The organism is Geodermatophilus sp. SYSU D00766, from assembly GCF_054049915.1.
The window spans coordinates 63,528-81,678 of sequence record NZ_JBJGYI010000010.1 but is presented as its reverse complement, the minus strand read 5'-3'; the positions used below and the strand labels follow the sequence as shown (position 1 = coordinate 81,678).

Here is an 18,151-nt window from a genome sequence, read left to right as displayed (position 1 = left end):
TCCTCCCCCGAGGGCGGCGCCGTCCACAGGCCCCGGCGACCGCTCTCCTCCCGGCCGCCGGACGGCGAGGCTGCTGCGGGTGCGCGCCCGCCTGCTCCTCGCCGTCCTGGTGGCCTGCGCGGCCGCCCTCGCCCCGGCCGGGGCCGCGGCGGGTCCCGCCGTCCCGGTCGCGGCGCCGCCGTGGGTCTCCCCGATCGGCGAGCCGCCGGCGGTGACCCGGCCCTTCGCTCCCCCGCCGTCGCCGTACGGGCCGGGGCACCGGGGCGCGGACCTGGCCGGGGCGCCCGGGGACGTGGTCCGCGCGGCCGGGGACGGCGTCGTCGTCTTCGCCGGGATGATCGCCGGCCGGCCGGTGGTCAGCGTCGACCACGCCGGCGGGCTGCGGACCACCTACGAGCCGGTCGCGCCCGCCGTCGGGGCCGGGCAGCAGGTGCGGCGCGGGGACCCGCTGGGCACGCTGGCCGCCGGCCACGAGGGCTGCCCCGCCGCGGCCTGCCTGCACTGGGGGCTGCGCCGCGGCGAGGTCTACCTCGACCCCCTGGCGCTGCCGCGGCCGCCGCGGGTGCGGCTGCTGCCGCTCGGGTGACCTCCCGCGCGCCGACGTCAGGCGATGTCGGCGAGCTTGGTGCGCAGGTGCAGGACGGCCTTGGTGTGCAGCTGGCAGATGCGGCTCTCCGTGACGCCGAGGACGCGGCCGATGTCGGCCAGCGTCAGCCCCTCGAAGTAGTAGAGGCTGACGACGACCTTCTCCCGCTCGGGCAGCTGCTCGACGGCGCGGGCCAGCAGCTGGCGCGACTCCCCGTGCTCGGCGACGGCCTGCGGGTCGAGGGCGTTGGCGTCCTGCAGCGTGTCCACCAGGCGCGGGGCGCCACCGTCGTCGTCGGTGAGCAGCTCGTCGAGGGCGACGACGTTGACCAGCGACAGCTGGCCGAGGAACTTGCGCACCTCCTCGACGTCCATGTCCATCTCCGCCGCGATCTCCTCGTCGGTGGGACTGCGCTGCAGCCGGCTCTCCAGGGCGGCGACGGTCCGCTCGAACTGCCGGGCCCGCATGCGCACCGACCGCGGGATCCAGTCGGTGCTGCGCAGCTCGTCGATGATCGCGCCGCGGATGCGGGACATCGCGTAGCTCTCGAACTTGACCTCGCGCGAGGGCTGGTAGCGGGTGATCGCGTCGATGAGGCCGAAGGTGCCGTAGGAGACGAGGTCGGCGTGCTCGACGTGCGCGGGCAGGCCGCTGCCGACCCGGCCGGCGACGTACTTCACCAGCGGCGCGTAGTGCAGGATCAGCCGGTCGCGCAGCGCCGGTGACCGGTCGGCGACGTACTGCGCCCACAGGTCGGCGAGTGCGGCGTCGGCGTCCTCGTCGGGGTCGCCGCCGATCCGGTGGATGGTCGCCTCGGGCACGTCGGCACTCCCCGCTTCGTGGTGGGCTCGGTCCCCGCGGTGCCGCGGGGAGGCGGTGGACTGGGTGGAGTCGGGCACGGGCCCCGGTCAGGCCCTCGGGTGGGCCTGGGCGTGCACGGCGCGCAGCCGCTCGACCGTCACGTGCGTGTAGATCTGCGTCGTGGCGAGGCTAGCGTGGCCCAGCAGCTCCTGGACCGAGCGCAGGTCGGCGCCGCCCTCGAGCACGTGGGTGGCCGCGGAGTGCCGCAGACCGTGCGGTCCGACGTCGGGCGCACCCGGTGCGCGGGCCACCGCGGCGTGCACCGTGCGGCGGGCCTCGCGGGGGTCGAGCCGGCGCCCGCGCAGTCCGAGCAGCAGGGCCGGTCCGGACTCGGCGGTGGCCAGCGCGGGGCGGCCGCGGACCAGCCAGGCGTCCAGCGCCCGCTCGGCCGGGGCGCCGTAGGGGACGCTGCGCTCCTTGCGGCCCTTGCCGAGGACCCGCAGCAGCCGGCGGCCGCGGTCGACGTCGTCGACGTCGAGGCCGACGAGCTCGCTGACCCGGATCCCGCTGGCGTAGAGCAGCTCCAGCACGACGGCGTCCCGCAGCCCCACCGGCTCCTCGGCGTCGGCGGTGGACTCGACGACCGCGCGGGCCTGGTCGGGGGCGAGCACGTCGGGCAGCGTGCGGTGGGCCTTCGGGCTGACCAGCCGCTGGCCGACGTCCTCCGGGGTGAGCCCCGCGCGGCGCAGCCAGGCGGTGAGGGAGCGGGCGGCGGCCGCGCGGCGGGCGGTGGTGGCGCGGCCGGCGCCCCGCGTCCTGCCCTGCGCCAGCCAGCTGCGCAGCGCGGCGAGGTCGAGCTCGTCGACGCGGGTGCCGCCGCGGCGGGCCAGGTGGTCGAGCAGCCAGACGGCGTCGGTGACGTACCCGCGCACGGTGTGCGGGGACAGGTCCCGCTCGCCGGTGAGGAACTCCTCGTAGCCCTCGAGCGCCGCCGCGAGCACCGGGGGCAGCGCGGCGCGGGCGTCGGCGGTGCGGGCGGTCACGGTCCGACCGTCCGACGGCGCCGTCGCCCGGTCAAGGCGCCGCGCCGGTCGGTCGCCCGCGACGGAACCGCTGTCCCACCGACCTCAGCGGCGCCCCCGTTCCCGCGGTTCCGGGGCCAGCCGCCAGCCGGTGCCGGTCCACTGCACGAGGTCGGCGACCTCCAGGCCCGGGAGCACCCGCATCGCCTCCAGCGGGTCGCAGCCGGCGACGGCCGCCAGCCGCTCGGCGCTGACCCCGACGCGGACCGGGCAGGCGTCGAGCACCCGGCGGGCGAGGTCGGAGAGCCCGTCGCGCGGGGACACCGGCCGCTCGGCGGGGTCGGCGAGGTCCTCCCCGAGGCTGCCGACCGCCTCGATCACCTGCGCGGCGTTGCCCACCAGCCGGGCGCCGCTCTCCTCCTCGCGCAGCAGCTCGTGGCAGCCCACCGACATCGCCGAGGTGACCGGGCCGGGGACGACCAGCACCTGCTTGCCCAGTGCGCGGGCCCGCCGGGCGGTGGCCTGCGCACCGGAGCGGGCGGCGGCCTCGACCACCACGGTGCCGCGGGTCAGCCCGGCGATGATGCGGTTGCGGACCAGGAAGCGGTGCCGGTGCGGCGCCGCGCCCGGCGGCCACTCGCTGACCAGCAGGCCGCCGGCGTCGACGACGCGCTCGAACACCGCCGAGTGGGCTGCCGGATAGGCCCGGTCGATCCCGCAGGCGAGCACCACCACGGTGGGCGCCCCCGCGGCCAGCGCGCCCCGGTGGGCGGCGACGTCGATGCCGTAGGCCCCGCCGGAGACCACCGTCCAGCCCCGCTCCCCCAGCTGGGCGCCGAGGTCGGCGGCCACGTGCTCGCCGTAGGCGGTCGACGCCCGGGACCCCACGACCGCCACCGAGCGGTCGACCGTGGCGTCGAGCGGGGCCGCACCGCGCACCCACAGCGCCAGCGGCGGCACCAGCGCGGTCGTCCGGTCGCGCCGGGCGCCCGGGTCGTCGCCGTGCCCACCGGCGTGCGCGGCCAGCGTCAGCGGGTGCAGCGCCGGGCCCGGCCACTCGTCGTCCTCGGGGACGACCAGCCGCGCGCCGCAGCGCTGCGCGCGGCGCAGGTCGGCCAGGCTGGCGTCCTGCTCGGCCCGGGCGCCGACGAGGGCGCGGAGGGCGGCCGGCGCCGTGCCGTCGCGCAGCGCGCGCACCACCCCGGCCGGGCCGGTGTCCTCGACGAACCGCCACAGCTCCACCGAGCCCGGCTCGGCCGCGCGGGTCAGCCACGCCCGCGCCCGCCGCAGCCCCGCGGCGCCGGCCGGTGAGGCCGGGTCGTCGACGGCCGCCGCCAGGTCGTCCCCCAGCCCGCTCACGCCGCGGCCCGCTGCAGCCGCATGCCCAGCGCCTCGGCGACGTCGTCGCCGCCGGGCGTCGTCCGGCCGTCGAGGTCGGCCAGCGTCCAGGCGACCCGCAGCACCCGGTCCAGGCCCCGCACCGACAGCAGACCGCGGTCCAGCGCCCGCTCGGCCAACGCCAGGGTGGTCCGCGGCAGCGGCCAGCGCTCCCGCAGCAGCCGCCCGGGCACCTGGCTGTTGAGCGACAGGCCGGTCCCCCGCAGCCGGGCCGCGGCGGCCCCCCGCGCGACGGCGACCCGCGCGGCCACCGTGGCCGTGGGCTCCGGCGCCACGTCGGCGGCCAGCCACGCGGCCCGGGTGACCGGCGGCAGCTCCACCCGCAGGTCGATGCGGTCGAGCAGCGGACCCGACAGCCGCGACCGGTAGCGGCGCCGCTCCAGCGGGCTGCAGGTGCACGCGACGTCCCCGGCGGCGCTCGCGCACGGGCACGGATTGGCCGCCAGCACCAGCTGCGCCCGGCAGGGGAAGGTCGCCGACCCGGCGACCCGGCTGATCGTCACCGACCCGCGCTCCAGCGGCTGGCGCAGGGTGTCCAGCGTCGCGCGCGGGAACTCCGGCGCCTCGTCGAGGAAGAGCACCCCGCGGTGGGCCCGGCACAGCGCGCCGGGACGGATCGCCCCCGAGCCGCCGCCGACGAGCGCGGCCATGGTGGCCGAGTGGTGCGGCGCCTCGAAGGGCGGCCGGCCCACCAGCGGTGCGCCGGGCGGGAGGGTGCCGGCGACCGAGTGGATCGCGGTGACCTCGAGGGCGGCCTCCTCGTCGAGCACCGGCAGCAGGCCGGGCAGCCGCTCGGCGAGCATCGTCTTGCCCGCCCCGGGCGGGCCGGTGAGGTACAGGTGGTGCCCGCCGGCGGCGGCCACCTCGACCGCGCGCCGCCCGGCCGCCTGCCCGACCACGTCGGCGAGGTCGGGAACGGGCGCCGGGGGCGGCAGCGGCCCCCGGACGTGCGGCGTCAGGCGGGTGCGGCCCGACAGGTGGTCCACCAGGTCGCCCAGCGTGGCGGCCGCGAGCACGTCGACCCCGGCGACCAGCGCCGCCTCGTCGGCGTTGCCGGCCGGGACGACGACGGTGGTGTGACCGGCGCGTGCCGCGGCGAGCACGGCCGGCAGCACGCCGCGGACCGGGCGCACCGACCCGTCGAGCCCCAGCTCGCCGAGCAGGACCAGGCCGTCGGCGGACTCGGCCGGGAGCGTGCCCGCGGCGGCCAGGACCGCGGCGGCCAGCGCGAGGTCGAACCCGCTGCCCTGCTTGGGCATGGCGGCCGGCGACAGCCCGATGGTGATCCGGCGCATCGGCCAGGAGGCGCCGGTGTTGACGACGGCGGCGCGGACGCGGTCGACCGACTGGCGCACCACCGCGTCGGGGAGGCCCACGAGGACGACGCCGGGCAGCCCGGCGGACATGTCCACCTCGACCTCGACCATCGCGCCGGTGACCCCCGCCAGGCCCACCGACCAGGTGCGGGCGAGGGTCACGAGAAGGCCCCGCGCAGGTGGGTGACGACGGCCGGCCCCGTCGGCGGGACGAGCACGCCGACGACGTCGAAGCGCAGGTCGGGCGCGTGCTCGTCGTGCGCGGCCAGCCAGCGCTGGGCCAGCGTGCGCAGCCGCCGCCGCTTGGCCGCCGGCACCGCCTCGACGGGGTGGCCGAAGCCGGTGGCGCGGCGGGTCTTCACCTCGCAGAAGACGATCGCCGCGCCCTCGCGGGCGACGATGTCGAGCTCGCCGTCGCGGCAGCGCCAGTTGCGGTCGAGGACGCGCAGCCCGGCGTCGGTGAGGTAGGCCGCGGCGATCGACTCGCCGTGGCTGCCGAGGGAGGTGGTGGTGGACACCCGCCGACCGTGACCGCCGCCGGGCGCCGGCGGCGGGTCCCGCCGGGGTCTGTGGACGGCGGCGCGGGCTGTGGACGGCCGGGGCGGTCGTGTCGTCCCGGCGGGTCAGCCTCCGGGGCGTGGAGAGCGGATCAGGTGATGCGGGGCCCGTCGGGCAGCTCGAGGTCGGGCTTGTCGAGCTCCTCGACGTTGACGTCCTTGAACGTCAGCACCCGCACGTTGCGCACGAACCGGGCCGGCCGGTACATGTCCCAGACCCAGGCGTCGGAGAGCTTGAGCTCGAAGAACACCTCGCCGCCGGCCTCGCGGACCTGCAGGTCGACGGAGTTGGCCAGGTAGAAGCGGCGCTCGGTCTCCACCACGTAGGTGAACTGCCGGACGATGTCCCGGTACTCGCGATAGAGCTGCAGCTCCATCTCGGTCTCGTACTTCTCCAGGTCCTCGGTGCTCATCGCGGCTCTCCGGAGACGGTGCGCATGCCCCCATCATCGACCATGCCGCCCGCGGCGGTGAGCTGGAGCTCCCGGCCGGCGCGCGCGTCGCGGGCGCGGACGACGTTGACGAAGCGCGACCGGTGCTCGGGGCAGGGCCCGTGACGCTCCAGCGCGGCGGTGTGGGCCTCGGTCGTGTAGCCCTTGTGCACCGCGAAGTCGTACTGCGGGAAGCGCTCGTGCAGGTCGAGCATGATCCGGTCGCGGGTCACCTTGGCCAGCACCGACGCCGCGGCCACGCAGGCCGCGACCCGGTCGCCCTTCCACACGGCGAGGGTCGGCACGCCCAGGCCGGGCACGGCGAAGCCGTCGGTCAGCACGTAGTCGGCCGCGGGGTCGAGCGTGCTCACCGCGCGGCGCAGGGCCTCGAGGTTGGTCACGTGCATGCCGCGCGCGTCGAGGTCGGTCACCGGGATGACGACCACCGACCAGGAGACCGCGCGGGCGACGACCTCGTCGTAGACGCGGTCGCGGGCGGCGGCGGTGAGCAGCTTGGAGTCGGCCAGGCCCGGGACGCGGCCGCGCCGGCCGGCGGGCAGCACGCAGGCGGCGGCCACCAGCGGGCCGGCGCAGGCACCGCGTCCGGCCTCGTCGGCACCGGCGACGGCGGAGAAGCCGCGGCGGCGCAGCGAGCGCTCCATGTCCCACAGCGCGTCGCCGGGGGCGTCGGTGCCGGCGTCCGCGGGCGGGACGGGACGGCGGGTGCGGGCGGCCGGCGCGGCGGCGGCCCGCTGGGCGGGGGGAAGACGGCCTGCCATCGCCGTCCGACAGTACGACCCGGCACCGACGGCCCGGCCGGACGGTCGGCCCGCCCACCGGGCGGCGATCGGCAGGAGGTCGGTCGGCGAGAACGACCGCGGGCCGGTCCCCGGGGTCAGAGGGGACCGGCCCGCGGACCGGAGCGGGCGCCGGGGCCCGCGGGCCGGACCGCCGAGGAGGCGGACGGTCCGGACAGAACGAGAGGGCTCATGCCTCCACGGAGGCCGGGGTGGTCAGGCCGTGGGCGCCGCAGGTGCAGGAGGCCGAGCCCCGCGCGGACAGCACCAGCGAGACCGCGTGCGCCCGGTCGCGGGCACCCAGCTTGCGCAGGATCGCCTTGACGTGCGACTTGACGGTGTCCTCGCTGATGAACAGGTTGCGGCCGATCTGCCGGTTGGACTGGCCCTGCAGCAGCTCGTCGAGGACGTCGGACTCGCGGCGGGTCAGCGGCACCTCGGGGGTGAGCGGCTTGCCCACGGGCGCGGCGGTGGGCTCGACCCGGCGGATCTGCGGGTCGACGACGGTGCGGCCGGCGCGGGCGGCCAGGATCGCCCAGCCGAGCAGGGTCGGCGAGGTGTTGAGCATCAGGTACCCGCGGACACCGGCGGCGACGGCCTCGTTGACCACGGCGGGGTCCTCGGAGGTGGCCAGGGCCACCACTGCGACCCGCGGGAAGCGGCGGCGCAGGTCGCGGATGACGTTGAGGGTGGCGGCGCGCCCGGCGCCCAGCTCCACGACCACGGCGTCGGGACGGGCGGTCTCGACCAGGGTCAGGGCCCGGCGCAGCTCGCCGGGGGTGCCCACCGACTGCATGCCGGCGGTCTCGTTGACCATGCCGACCAGGCCACGGCGCAGGACGGGGGCGTCGGCCAGGAGGAGCACGCGGGTGACGCCGCGGGTGGCGCTGGCCAGGGGTGCGGACACGACTTACTCCATTTCGGGGAACCGATTTGCTCTCGACCACTCCATCGGGTTCCACCGACCATTGCTTGAACACATTCTGGGGATTTTTCTGAGCCGAGTGTCCGCGACCGTCGTCACACGGGAAACGACCTCGATTGGTTGTCGACATGGCGACGACCATTCCGGGAATGGTCGTCCCAGGGTCCGGGAACGACGACGGCGCCGTCCCGGGGGCGGGACGGCGCCGTCGGAGGACGCGGGGCGGGGTCAGCCCGGGGGCGGGCGCAGGCGGCGGTCGCGGTTCCACACCGCCACGGGGACCGCGCCGGCCAGGCCTAGGCCCAGCGGCGCGACCTGCCCGACCGCGCCCCCGATCGCACCCCCCGCCGCGGCGGCCTCGGTGCCCTGGATGTCGGGGGAGTCGAGGGTGCCGAAGCGGTCGATCGGCCACACGATGAGCGCGGCCTTGCCGATGACGTCGTCGACGGCGATCGTGCCGCCGTAGCGGTCACCGACGTGCGAGCGGGAGTCGGCGGAGGCCGAGCGGTGGTCGCCCATGACCCACAGCCGCCCCTCCGGCACGGTCACCGGGCCGAAGGCGCGGGTCTCGATCGGGGTGTTCTCGTAGATGTAGGGCTCGTCGAGGGGTTCGCCGTCGACGGTCACCCGGCCCTCGGCGTCGCAGCACTGCACGGTCTGCCCGCCCACGGCGATGACGCGCTTGACGTAGTCGTCCTCGCTCGGCGGGGCGACGCCGACCGCGCGGCCGAGCCACAGCAGGGCGCCGGTGAACCAGTTCGACGGCTCGGAGATCTCGACCTCGGGCACCCAGGTGTCCGGCCCCTGGAAGACGACGATGTCGCCGGGCTCGGGGTCGCCGAACCAGTACGGGACCTTGTTGACCAGCACCCGGTCACCGGTGCAGCCCGGGCAGCCGTGCAGCGTCTGCTCCATCGACCCCGACGGGATGAAGAACGCCTGCGCCAGGAAGGTCTTCACCAGCAGCGCCAGTACGAAGGCCACGACCAGCAGGACGGGCAGCTCGCGCAGCAGCGAGGTCTTCTTCTCCGGCCGGGCGGCGCGGCGCTGCCAGGGGAGGCGGCGGCGGGCAGAGGACTCGGGTGGCGGGTCCTCCCCGGGAACGACGTCGGCGGGCCCCCCGGACCGGTCACTGCTCATCGGAGTCAGCGTACGGCCGCGGGAGACCCGCCGTGGTCAGGCCGGGCTGTCAGCGCCCTCGACAGCGCCCGGGACGACTCAGCGCGCGACGGTCTCGCGACGCTCCTTGATCTTGGCGGCCTTGCCGCGCAGCTCGCGCAGGTAGTACAGCTTGGCGCGGCGGACGTCACCGCGGGTCACGACCTCGATCTTCTCGACGACCGGGGTGTGCACCGGGAAGGTGCGCTCCACGCCCACGCCGAAGCTGACCTTGCGGACGGTGAAGGTCTCGCGGATCCCGCCGCCCTGGCGCCGGATGACCACGCCCTGGAAGACCTGGATGCGCGAGCGGTTGCCCTCGACGACGCGGACGTGCACCTTGACGGTGTCCCCGGGGCGGAACTCGGGGATGTCGTCGCGCAGCGAGTCGGCGTCGAGTACGTCCAGGGTGTTCATCGCAGCTTGTCCTCGGTCTCAGCGGTGGATCAGCGGTGGATCAGCGGTGGCTCGTGTGTCGGCCCGGGCAGCGGGGTGCCCCACGCTCCGGACCAGGTGTGCGGCTGCGACTCCGGGAGGGAGTGCCCGTCGGCGGGCGCCTCCGGTCTGCAGCGACTCTCTACTGTGCCACATCCGGGCCGGCGTGCCGAGCGCGGGAGGTCAGTCGACCACGCGGGGTGGCCGACGCCACGGCCCGGCGAGCACCTCGGGCAGCACCGCGGCGAGCTGGCGCGGCGCGAACTCCACGCCGCCGGCGGCGACCTCCTCCGCCGTCCACCAGCGGTGCGGCTCCTCCCCCAGCAGCTCCAGCTCGGTGCGGCCGGCGGGGTCGACCTCGTGGACGACGTCGCGCAGGACGAAGAAGGTCTCCCGCGAGTCGACGTCGACGCCGGCGAAGGGGCCCACGTGCCGGCGGAACCACACCGGACCCTCGAGCGCGGCGGGGTCGACGACCAGCCCGATCTCCTCGGCCAGCTCCCGGGCGGCGGCCTGCCGGACGCTCTCGCCGTCCTCCACTCCCCCGCCGGGCGTGTACCAGAACAGCACCTCGCCGGGCGGGACCGCGGGGTCGGTCAACCGGGCCCCCAGCAGCAGCACCCGCCCGTCGGGATCGAGCACGACCACCCGCGCCGTCGGCCGGACCCAGGGCCGCTCAGGCACCGTCGAGGACCGCCCGGTCGGCCGGCGACAGCGCGTCCTCGGGCAGCGCGGCCAGCAGGTCGGGACGGCGGTCGGCGGTGCGCCGCAGCGACTCCGCGCGCCGCCAGCGGGCCACCGCGGCGTGGTCGCCCGACAGCAGCACCGGCGGGACGTCGAGGCCGCGCCACGACGCCGGCCGGGTGTAGGAGGGGCCCTCGAGCAGGCCGTCGGCGTGCGAGTCGAACTCCACCGACTCGCGGTTGCCGACGACGCCGGGCAGCAGCCGGGTGACCGCCTCGACCATCACCAGCACCGCCGACTCCCCGCCGGCGAGCACGTAGTCGCCGATGGAGACCTCCGACACGGGGCCGGAGGCGGCGGCCCACTCGGCCACCCGCTGGTCGATGCCCTCGTAGCGGCCGCAGGCGAAGACCAGGCCGGGCTCGGCGGCCCACTCCGCGGCGACCGCCTGGGTGAACGGCCGCCCGGCCGGCGTCGGCACGACCAGCCGGGTGCCCGGCGGGCGGACGGCCTCCAGCGCCCGCGCCCACGGCTCGGGCCGCATCACCATGCCCGGCCCGCCGCCGTAGGGGGCGTCGTCGACGGTGCGGTGGACGTCGTCGGTCCACTGCCGCAGGTCGTGCACGCCGACGGCGACCAGCCCGCGCTCGGCCGCCTTGCCCAGCAGCGACTGCCGCAGCGGGGCCAGGTACTCGGGGAAGATGGTGACGACGTCGACGCGGTACGGGTCGCTCACAGGTCGAGCAGCCCCTCGGGCGGGTCGACGACGACCAGGCCGCCGGCGAGGTCGACGGTCGGCACGATCGCGGTGACGAACGGCACCAGCAGCTCGCCGCCGTCGGCCCGCGCGACGACCAGCAGGTCGGCGCCCTCGTGGCGGACCGCGGTGACCTCGCCCAGCGGCGTGCCGTCGGGGAGCCGCGCGGCCAGGCCGACGAGCTGGTGGTCGTAGAAGGCCTCGGGGTCCTCCAGCGCCGGCAGGTCGGCGACCGGGACCTCGAGCAGGGTGTCGCGCAGGGTCTCGACGGCCTCGCGGCTGTCGTAGCCCTCGAACGCGAGCAGCAGCACCTCGCGGTGCCAGCGGGCGCCGGCGACGGTCAGCGGACCGCGGTCGGCGGGATCGGTGCGCAGGACCGCGCCGGGGACGAACCGGGCGTCGGGGTCGTCGGTGCGCAGCTCGACGGTGGCCTCACCGCGGACACCGTGGGGCCGGCCGATGCGGCCGACCACCACGGTGTCCGGAGGAGTGGGTCCCACGTCCGGGACGCGGGGGCTCAGCGCCCGTCGGTGTCGACGACGTCGACCCGCAGGCCGCGGCCGCCGACGCCGGCCATGACGGTGCGCAGGGCCTTGGCCGTGCGGCCGCCGCGGCCGATCACCTTGCCGAGGTCGTCGGGGTGGACCCGGACCTCGAGGGTCTTGCCGCGGCGACCGCCGACGAGGTCGACGGTGACGTCGCGCGGGTGGTCGACGATGCCCTTGACCAGGTGCTCGAGCGCCTCTTCGAGCACGTCTTACTCGGCGGGCGTCTCGGCCGCGCCGTCGGTGGCGGCGGGCGTGGCGTCGGCAGCCGGGGTGGCGTCGGCAGCCGGGGCGGCGTCGGCAGCCGGGGCGGCGTCGGCCTTGGGGGCGGCCTTCTTCTTCGGGGTGGTGGCACCCGCGGCCGGCTCCTCGCCGGAGCTGCGGACGGCCTCCTCGTAGAGGGCCTTGCGGTCGGGCTTGGGGGCGGCGACCTTCATGGGCGGCGGAGCCGGCTCGCCCTTGAACTTCTGCCAGTCACCGGTGACGCGGAGGATGGCCGCGACGGCCTCGGTGGGCTGGGCGCCGACGCCGAGCCAGTACTGCGCGCGCTCGCTGTCGACCTCGATGAAGGAGGGGTCCTCCTTCGGGTGGTACTTGCCGATCGTCTCGATCGAGCGGCCCTCGCGCTTGGTGCGCGCGTCGGCGACGACGATCCGGTAGTACGGAGCACGCATCTTGCCCAGACGCATGAGCTTGATCTTGGTGGCCACGGTGGCTCGGATTCTCCTCGAACGCTGTTCGTCGGTGCTCGCCGGACGGACGCGTGGGGTTACGCCGGGGCGGAGCCAGGGACACGGCCGGCGACGGTGAGAGGGCCGCGCGCCGCCGTGTTCGACCGACCATCATGCCAGACGCGCGCGGGCGTGCAGGAGCCAGCCGGGGACGGCGCCGCTCCTCAGGTCGGCTCGATCTCCACGAGGTTGTCCGAGAAGGTGGGGGCGCGGCCGAGGTCGGCGAACACCGAGGGGCTCAGCGCGTTCACCGTCGCCCCGCGCGAGTGCTTGCGCCAGGCCCCCATCGGGGAGACCACCACGCCGGGCGCGACGTCGGTGGTGACGTGCACCCGGGCGGTGAACCGGCCCCGGTCGTTGACGACGGTGGCCTCGGCGCCGTCGGCGAGACCCCGGGCCGCGGCGTCCTCCGGGTGCACGTGCACGGCGGGCACGCCCTGCACCCGCTGCTGACCGGGGCGGTCGCCGAAGCTCGAGTTCAGGTAGGCGTGCGACTTGGGCGACAGCAGCGTGAGCGGGTAGCGGCCGTCGGGCCGCTCGCGCGGCGGGACGTAGTGCGGCAGCGGGTCCACCGGCTCGCCGGCCTGGTGGTCGTTGGACCCCTGGCGGAACAGCGGCAGCACGAAGTTGCCGCCGGCGGCGGCCGAGGAGAGGAACTCCACCTTGCCCGACGGCGTGGGGAACCCGCCCTCGGCGTGCGGGGCGTACTCGTCCGGGCCGGGGAGCCGCAGCCGCGCCCAGCCGTCCCGGGCCAGCGTCTCCGGCGTGATCCCCTCCAGGACCGGCGAGGACCAGTCGAACGCCTCGGCGATCATCTCCTCGTCGGTGCGGCGGAACACCGGCTCGGTGAACCCCATGCGCGCGGCCAGCCGGCGGAACAGCTCGGTGTTGGGCACCGCCTCGCCGAGCGGCGCCACGGCCGGCTCGTTCAGCGTCACGTGGAGGTGACCCCAGGAGAACATGAGGTCCCGCTGCTCGAGCTGGGTCGTGGCGGGCAGCACGATGTCGGCGTAGTCGGCGGTGTCGGTGAGGAAGTGCTCGCTGACCACGGTGAACAGGTCCTCGCGGGAGAGCCCGGCGACCATCCGGTCCTGCTCGGGACAGACCACCAGCGGGTTGCTGTTGTAGACCACCAGCGCCCGGATCGGCGGGTCCAGGTCCAGCTCGCCGGTCAGCGCCCGGCCGAGCAGCCACTGGTTGACCACCCGCGTCCCGGGCCGGATGAACTCCGCGCCGAGGAACGCCGGCCAGTTGACCGGGAAGGCCCACAGCGGCAGCTGCAGCAGGCCGCCGCCCGGACGGCGCCAGGCCCCGGTGAGCGCGGGCAGGCAGGAGATGGCCCGCACGGTCTGCCCGCCGCCGGCGTGCCGCTCGATGGCGACCCCGATCCGGATGACCGAGGGGTCGGCCGCGGCGTACTCGCGCGCCAGCGTCCGGATGTCCTCGGCGGGGATGCCGGTCTCGCCGCTGGCCCACTCGGGGGTGTAGGTCGCCACGCGCTCGGCGAGCTCGTCGAAGCCGACGGTGTACCGCGCGACGTAGTCCTCGTCGGTCAGCCCCTCGCCGATGATCACGTTCATCATGGCCAGCGCCAGGGCGCCGTCGGTGCCGGGACGGATGGGGATGTACCAGTCGGCGTGCTGCGCCGTCCGGTGGCGGACCGGGTCGATGACGACGACCTTGGCCCCGCGCCGCTGCGCCTCGGCCACGAACGGCCACAGGTGCAGGTTGGTGCTGAGCATGTTGTTGGCCCAGATCACGATGTAGCGGGCGTGCACGAAGGACTCCGGGTCGACGCCGGCGGTGGCGCCCACCGTCATGGCGTAGGCGGTGCAGGAGCCGGAGTCGCAGTAGGTGCGCTCGCTGACGGTCGCGCCGAGCCGGTTGAAGAACGGGTCGCCGACGTTGAGGCCGTTGAGGATCCCCTGCGTGCCCAGGTAGCTGACCGGCATGATCGCCTCGGCCCCGGACGTCTCGACGATCTCGGTGAAGCGCCCGGCGATCTCGTCGAGCGCCTCGTCCCACGAGATCCGCTCGAACCGCCCGCTGCCCTTCGGGCCGGTCCGCCGCAGCGGGTGCAGCACCCGGTCCTCGCTGTAGACCGTGCGCTCGTAGTCGTTCATCTTCACGCACAGCACGCCGCGGGTGTAGGGGTGCGACCGGTCGCCGCGGACCCGCACGGCGCGGCCGTCCTCGACCGTCACCTCCATCGCGCAGGTGTCCGGGCAGTCCAGCGGACAGGCGCCGCGCACCGTCATCGTCCCCGTCGTCCCCGGCACCGGCAGGTCGGTCACGGCCATGGTCGTCCTCCTCCCCCGGGGACGTCGTCCCCGGCGCGGTGCGGGGATCGTCGCGCGCCGCGGGGCCGCCGGTTCGACGGTGCGTGCCGCGCCCTCGACCCCCAGCGCCTTCCGCGGGCCGGTGACGCGTGGCACGCTCGGCCCGTCCTGCCCAGGACGGCGCCGCGCGCGGGCCCGCGCGGCCGACCCCGAGCGAGGTCCGATGCCGACGTCGACCACCACGCGGTGCAGCGGCGTCCGGCCGTGGCGGGACCTGCTGGGCGAGCACTTCGTGGACCTCGACGTCGCTCCGGTCACCGACCGGCCGGTCGCCGGCGAGGTCTCCAGCCGGACGCTGGGGTCGCTGCAGCTGTCCCGGGTGGGGTCGGTGGACCAGCGGGCGGTGCGCACGGCCGGTCTCGCCCGCGCCGACGGGCGGCGCTACGTGCAGGTCGGGCTGCTCGAGCGGGGCGCCGCCCGTGTGCAGCAGGACGGCCGGGAGTGCTGGCTGCAGCCCGGGGACTACGCCCTCTACGAGACCGACCGCCCCTTCACCTGGGAGCTGTCGGCCGGGACGGCGCCGGCCTGGTCCCTCCTGGTCGTCACCTGGTGCCGCCCCGAGGCCTCCGCCGGCGCGCTGACAGCGCGGCGCCTGGACGGCTCGGCCGGCCTCACCGGGGTGCTCGGCCGGATGATGACCGACCTGGTGCACAGCCCCGACGTCACCGCCGCCGACCCCGGCGACCGGCTCGCCGCCGAGCTGCTCGACCTGGTCACCACCGCGGCCGGCGCCGCGCCGCCGCGGCCGGCCGGGTCGCCGCGGGGCGAGGACGCCCTGGTCGGCGCCGTCCGGGCCTACGTGGAGGAGCACCTCGCCGACCCGGGGCTCGGCCCGCGGGAGATCGCGGCGGCCCACTTCGTCTCCGTCCGCCAACTGCACCGGCTGTTCGCCGCCCGCCAGGAGACGGTGGCCGGCCACGTGCGGCGCCGGCGTCTGGAGCGGGCCCGCGAGGAGCTCGGCCGGGCCGACGCGCGCGGCCTGCCGGTGTCGGCCGTGGCGCGCCGCTGCGGCTTCGCCGACCCGTCGGTGTTCGGCCGGGCCTTCCGCGCGGCCTACGGCCTCACCCCCTCCCGCTACCGGGCGCTGGCCGCCCGGGGATGAGGCCCCCGCTCAGCCCCGCGCGCGGGCCAGCACCGCGGCCGCGGCGTCGGCCACCGCGACCTCCGACCGCTCGCCGGTGGCCCGGTCGCGCACCTCGACGACGCCCTGCGCCAGCCCGCGCCCGACGGTGACGATGGTCGGCATGCCGAGCAGCTCGGCGTCCTTGAACTTCACGCCGGGCGAGACCTTGGGCCGGTCGTCGTAGAGGACGGTCAGCCCGGCCCCGACCAGCTCCTGCGACAGCGCCTCGGCGGCCTCGAAGACCGCCGCGTCCTTGCCGGTGGCCACGACGTGCACGTCGGCCGGGGCGATCTCGCGCGGCCAGACCAGGCCGAGCTCGTCGTGCGTGGACTCGGCGATGGCGGCCACGGCGCGGGAGACGCCGATGCCGTAGGAGCCCATGGTGACCGTGACGAGCTTGCCGTTCTCGTCGAGGACCTGCAGGTCCAGGGCCTCGGCGTACTTGCGGCCCAGCTGGAAGATGTGCCCGATCTCGACGCCGCGGGCCAGCTCCAGCGGGCCCGAGCCGTCGGGGGCGGGGTCACCGGGCAGCACCTCGGCGGCCTCGACGGTGCCGTCCCAGGAGAAGTCGCGGCCGGCCACCAGGTCGAACACGTGCCGGCCGGGGGCGTTGGCGCCGGTGACCCAGCGGGTGCCGGGGACCACGCGGGGGTCGACGAGGAAGCGGATGCCCGACTCGCTGTCCTTGCCGAGCACCTGCGGGCCGATGTAGCCCTTGACCAGCGCGGGGTGCGCCGCGAAGTCGGTGAACGGCTCCACCTCCGCCGGGGCGACCTGGGCCTCCAGCCGCTTGACGTCGAGCTCGCGGTCGCCGGGGATGCCCACGACCAGCGGCTCGCGGGTGCCGTCGGGGTGCACCAGCGTGACGACGACGTTCTTCAGCGTGTCCGCGGCGGTGTACCCGGCGTCGGGGAAGAGCTCGCGGGCGACGGCGACCAGCGTCTCGATGGTCGGGGTGTCGGGGGTGTCCTCGACGTGCGCCTCGGGCAGGCCGTCCAGCGGCACGGGGTCGGGGACGACGGTGCCCACCGCCTCGACGTTGGCGGCGTACCCGCCGGGCGAGCGGACGAAGGTGTCCTCGCCGATCTCGGTGGGGTGCAGGAACTCCTCGCTCCTCGACCCGCCCATGGCCCCCGACATCGCCGAGACGATGACGTAGTCCAGGCCCAGCCGGTCGAAGATCCGGATGTAGGCGGCGCGGTGCGCGGCGTAGGAGGCGTCGAGGCCGGCGTCGTCGACGTCGAAGGAGTAGCTGTCCTTCATCGTGAACTCGCGGCCGCGGAACAGCCCGGCCCGGGGCCGGGCCTCGTCCCGGTACTTGTCCTGGATCTGGTAGATCGACAGCGGCAGGTCCTTGTACGACGAGTACAGGTCCTTCACCAGGAGCGTGAACATCTCCTCGTGGGTGGGGCCGAGCAGGAAGTCCGCACCCCGGCGGTCCTGCAGCCGGAACAGGTTGGGGCCGTACTCGGTCCAGCGGCCGGTGGCCTCGTAGGGCTCCCGCGGCAGCAGCGCCGGGAAGTGCACCTCCTGGGCGCCCATCGCGTCCATCTCCTCGCGGACGACGCGCTCGACGTTGCGGAACACCCGGTAGCCCAGCGGCAGCCACGTGAAGCCACCGGGCGCGGCCCGCCGGATGTAGCCGGCCCGCACCAGCAGCCGGTGGCTCGGGACCTCGGCGTCGGCCGGGTCGTCGCGCAGGGTGCGCAGGAACAGCGTGGACATCCGCAGCAGCACACGAGCAGTCTCCCAGGCCGCGCGAACCGGTTCTCCGCGCACCGGTGCACGTCGGGGCCAGTCACTCGCAATCGCGCCGCAAGGCCCCCGCGCGAGCGTGGCCGGCAGCGAGCCACCGACCGGTGGCCACCGACCTCCCGGAGTCCCCCGATGCGCACCCGCCCCCGTCTCGCCGGCCTGGCCCTCGCCCTCGCCGCCGGCGCCTCCCTCGCCGCCTGCACGACGTCGGTGACCGGCGAGGCCACGCTCGTCTCCGCCGCCGAGAACGCCACCGCCGCCACCCCGGAGGCCGGCGGGACGACCTCCGCCGAGCCCACCGCCGAGCCGACCGCCGAGCCCACCGCCGAGCCCACCGAGCCCACGCCGGCCGACCCGACCGCGGAGTCCGTGCCCGCCGACACCGGCGGGGAGGACCTGCCCGTGCCCGGCGCCGGTGTCCCCGGCGACGCCGGCCTGTGCCAGGCGGTGGCCGGGTGGTTCGGCTACGCCGGCCTGGCGCTGATCTCGGTCGACGAGACCGGCTACGTCGACCCCGCGAACGTCGTCCCGCTGCTGGAGGCGCTGCGCGACGCGCCGGCCGACCACCAGGACGCCAGCGCCCCGGTGCTGGCCGCCGCCGAGGACGTCTCGGCCGCCACCGACGCGGCGATCGACGACATCGAGTCGGGCACCGACGTGTTCGTCGCCTTCGAGGGCCTCACCCAGCCGGCCACCGACCTCGGCACCGCCTGCGCCGCCGCCGGCGTCAGCGTCTGAGACCGCGGTCCCCGGGCGGGGTGTCACCCGGCCGGGGTGTCCCCCCGCCCGGG

The 18,151-nt window shown here is 76.3% G+C and carries 20 protein-coding genes; 3 read left to right on the top strand and 17 right to left on the bottom strand.

Features of this window, described 5'->3' with window-relative positions; translation table 11 throughout:
- Positions 1-79 precede the first annotated feature (79 nt).
- On the top strand, positions 80-586 hold the full coding sequence (locus ACI8AD_RS10615; RefSeq protein ID WP_456870488.1) for a murein hydrolase activator EnvC family protein: 507 nt from the start codon (positions 80-82) through the stop codon (positions 584-586).
- Between the two features lie 17 nt (positions 587-603).
- On the opposite strand, the gene whiG is transcribed toward ACI8AD_RS10615, so the two are convergent.
- The 16 genes from whiG to ACI8AD_RS10535 form a co-directional block, all read right to left on the bottom strand.
- A complete protein-coding gene (gene whiG / locus ACI8AD_RS10610) occupies positions 604-1,407 on the bottom strand; it encodes an RNA polymerase sigma factor WhiG (RefSeq protein ID WP_089402533.1) in 804 nt (267 codons plus the stop codon).
- 87 nt (positions 1,408-1,494) lie between these two features.
- Positions 1,495-2,430, bottom strand: a complete 936-nt coding sequence (locus ACI8AD_RS10605) for a tyrosine recombinase XerC (RefSeq protein ID WP_456870487.1) — start codon at positions 2,428-2,430, stop codon at positions 1,495-1,497.
- Positions 2,431-2,514: 84 nt separating this feature from the next.
- Positions 2,515-3,768: a DNA-processing protein DprA gene (gene dprA, locus ACI8AD_RS10600; RefSeq protein ID WP_456870486.1), complete on the bottom strand. Its 1,254-nt coding sequence runs from the start codon at positions 3,766-3,768 to the stop codon at positions 2,515-2,517.
- Complete coding sequence (locus ACI8AD_RS10595; RefSeq protein ID WP_456870485.1) at positions 3,765-5,285, bottom strand: YifB family Mg chelatase-like AAA ATPase; 1,521 nt, start codon at positions 5,283-5,285, stop codon at positions 3,765-3,767. Before ACI8AD_RS10595 ends, dprA begins: the two co-directional genes overlap by 4 nt.
- Positions 5,282-5,641, bottom strand: coding sequence for a YraN family protein (locus ACI8AD_RS10590; protein WP_456870484.1), 360 nt, complete (start codon positions 5,639-5,641; stop codon positions 5,282-5,284). The genes ACI8AD_RS10595 and ACI8AD_RS10590 overlap by 4 nt, the downstream gene beginning before the upstream one ends.
- A gap of 131 nt (positions 5,642-5,772) precedes the next feature.
- Entirely contained in the window at positions 5,773-6,093 is a 321-nt protein-coding gene (locus ACI8AD_RS10585) for a DUF2469 domain-containing protein (protein ID WP_073421822.1), read from the bottom strand.
- Positions 6,090-6,890 carry a ribonuclease HII gene (locus tag ACI8AD_RS10580; RefSeq protein ID WP_456870483.1) on the bottom strand — a complete coding sequence of 267 codons (801 nt, stop codon included), beginning with the start codon at positions 6,888-6,890 and terminating at the stop codon, positions 6,090-6,092. Before ACI8AD_RS10580 ends, ACI8AD_RS10585 begins: the two co-directional genes overlap by 4 nt.
- A gap of 208 nt (positions 6,891-7,098) precedes the next feature.
- Positions 7,099-7,815: a LuxR C-terminal-related transcriptional regulator gene (locus ACI8AD_RS10575; RefSeq protein WP_456870482.1), complete on the bottom strand. Its 717-nt coding sequence runs from the start codon at positions 7,813-7,815 to the stop codon at positions 7,099-7,101.
- Positions 7,816-8,061: 246 nt separating this feature from the next.
- The gene (lepB, locus tag ACI8AD_RS10570) at positions 8,062-8,973 is read right to left on the bottom strand and encodes a signal peptidase I (RefSeq protein ID WP_456870481.1); all 912 of its coding nucleotides are present in this window, start codon (positions 8,971-8,973) and stop codon (positions 8,062-8,064) included.
- Between the two features lie 78 nt (positions 8,974-9,051).
- Entirely contained in the window at positions 9,052-9,408 is a 357-nt protein-coding gene (gene rplS / locus ACI8AD_RS10565; RefSeq protein WP_089402526.1) for a 50S ribosomal protein L19, read from the bottom strand.
- 201 nt (positions 9,409-9,609) lie between these two features.
- The gene (locus tag ACI8AD_RS10560) at positions 9,610-10,110 is read right to left on the bottom strand and encodes an NUDIX hydrolase (RefSeq protein ID WP_456870480.1); all 501 of its coding nucleotides are present in this window, start codon (positions 10,108-10,110) and stop codon (positions 9,610-9,612) included.
- Positions 10,103-10,846: a tRNA (guanosine(37)-N1)-methyltransferase TrmD gene (gene trmD / locus ACI8AD_RS10555; RefSeq protein WP_456870479.1), complete on the bottom strand. Its 744-nt coding sequence runs from the start codon at positions 10,844-10,846 to the stop codon at positions 10,103-10,105. Before trmD ends, ACI8AD_RS10560 begins: the two co-directional genes overlap by 8 nt.
- Entirely contained in the window at positions 10,843-11,367 is a 525-nt protein-coding gene (rimM, locus tag ACI8AD_RS10550) for a ribosome maturation factor RimM (RefSeq protein WP_456870478.1), read from the bottom strand. The genes trmD and rimM overlap by 4 nt, the downstream gene beginning before the upstream one ends.
- A gap of 17 nt (positions 11,368-11,384) precedes the next feature.
- On the bottom strand, positions 11,385-11,621 hold the full coding sequence (locus ACI8AD_RS10545) for an RNA-binding protein (protein ID WP_073421815.1): 237 nt from the start codon (positions 11,619-11,621) through the stop codon (positions 11,385-11,387).
- 3 nt (positions 11,622-11,624) lie between these two features.
- Positions 11,625-12,122 carry a 30S ribosomal protein S16 gene (gene rpsP / locus ACI8AD_RS10540; protein WP_456870477.1) on the bottom strand — a complete coding sequence of 166 codons (498 nt, stop codon included), beginning with the start codon at positions 12,120-12,122 and terminating at the stop codon, positions 11,625-11,627.
- A gap of 185 nt (positions 12,123-12,307) precedes the next feature.
- The gene (locus ACI8AD_RS10535) at positions 12,308-14,443 is read right to left on the bottom strand and encodes a molybdopterin-containing oxidoreductase family protein (RefSeq protein ID WP_456870476.1); all 2,136 of its coding nucleotides are present in this window, start codon (positions 14,441-14,443) and stop codon (positions 12,308-12,310) included.
- 202 nt (positions 14,444-14,645) lie between these two features.
- Between ACI8AD_RS10535 and ACI8AD_RS10530 the strand changes: the two genes are divergently transcribed.
- On the top strand, positions 14,646-15,584 hold the full coding sequence (locus tag ACI8AD_RS10530; protein WP_456870475.1) for a helix-turn-helix domain-containing protein: 939 nt from the start codon (positions 14,646-14,648) through the stop codon (positions 15,582-15,584).
- A gap of 9 nt (positions 15,585-15,593) precedes the next feature.
- Here ACI8AD_RS10530 and ACI8AD_RS10525 read toward each other — a convergent pair whose 3' ends face one another.
- Positions 15,594-17,330, bottom strand: a complete 1,737-nt coding sequence (locus ACI8AD_RS10525; protein WP_456870474.1) for a proline--tRNA ligase — start codon at positions 17,328-17,330, stop codon at positions 15,594-15,596.
- Between the two features lie 162 nt (positions 17,331-17,492).
- On the opposite strand from ACI8AD_RS10525, the gene ACI8AD_RS10520 reads away from it, so the two are divergent.
- Positions 17,493-18,098: a hypothetical protein gene (locus ACI8AD_RS10520; RefSeq protein WP_456870473.1), complete on the top strand. Its 606-nt coding sequence runs from the start codon at positions 17,493-17,495 to the stop codon at positions 18,096-18,098.
- Positions 18,099-18,151: the final 53 nt, after the last annotated feature.

What these genes read in the sequence shown, in the direction of transcription:
- ACI8AD_RS10585 (WP_073421822.1), bottom strand. Translation starts at nt 6,093, where the DNA reads ATGAGCACCGAGGACCTGGAGAAGTACGAGACCGAGATGGAGCTGCAG.
- ACI8AD_RS10580 (WP_456870483.1), bottom strand. Translation starts at nt 6,890, where the DNA reads ATGGCAGGCCGTCTTCCCCCCGCCCAGCGGGCCGCCGCCGCGCCGGCC.
- lepB (WP_456870481.1), bottom strand. Translation starts at nt 8,973, where the DNA reads ATGAGCAGTGACCGGTCCGGGGGGCCCGCCGACGTCGTTCCCGGGGAG.
- rplS (WP_089402526.1), bottom strand. Translation starts at nt 9,408, where the DNA reads ATGAACACCCTGGACGTACTCGACGCCGACTCGCTGCGCGACGACATC.
- ACI8AD_RS10535 (WP_456870476.1), bottom strand. Translation starts at nt 14,443, where the DNA reads ATGGCCGTGACCGACCTGCCGGTGCCGGGGACGACGGGGACGATGACG.
- ACI8AD_RS10530 (WP_456870475.1), top strand. Translation starts at nt 14,646, where the DNA reads ATGCCGACGTCGACCACCACGCGGTGCAGCGGCGTCCGGCCGTGGCGG.
- ACI8AD_RS10525 (WP_456870474.1), bottom strand. Translation starts at nt 17,330, where the DNA reads ATGTCCACGCTGTTCCTGCGCACCCTGCGCGACGACCCGGCCGACGCC.
- ACI8AD_RS10520 (WP_456870473.1), top strand. Translation starts at nt 17,493, where the DNA reads ATGCGCACCCGCCCCCGTCTCGCCGGCCTGGCCCTCGCCCTCGCCGCC.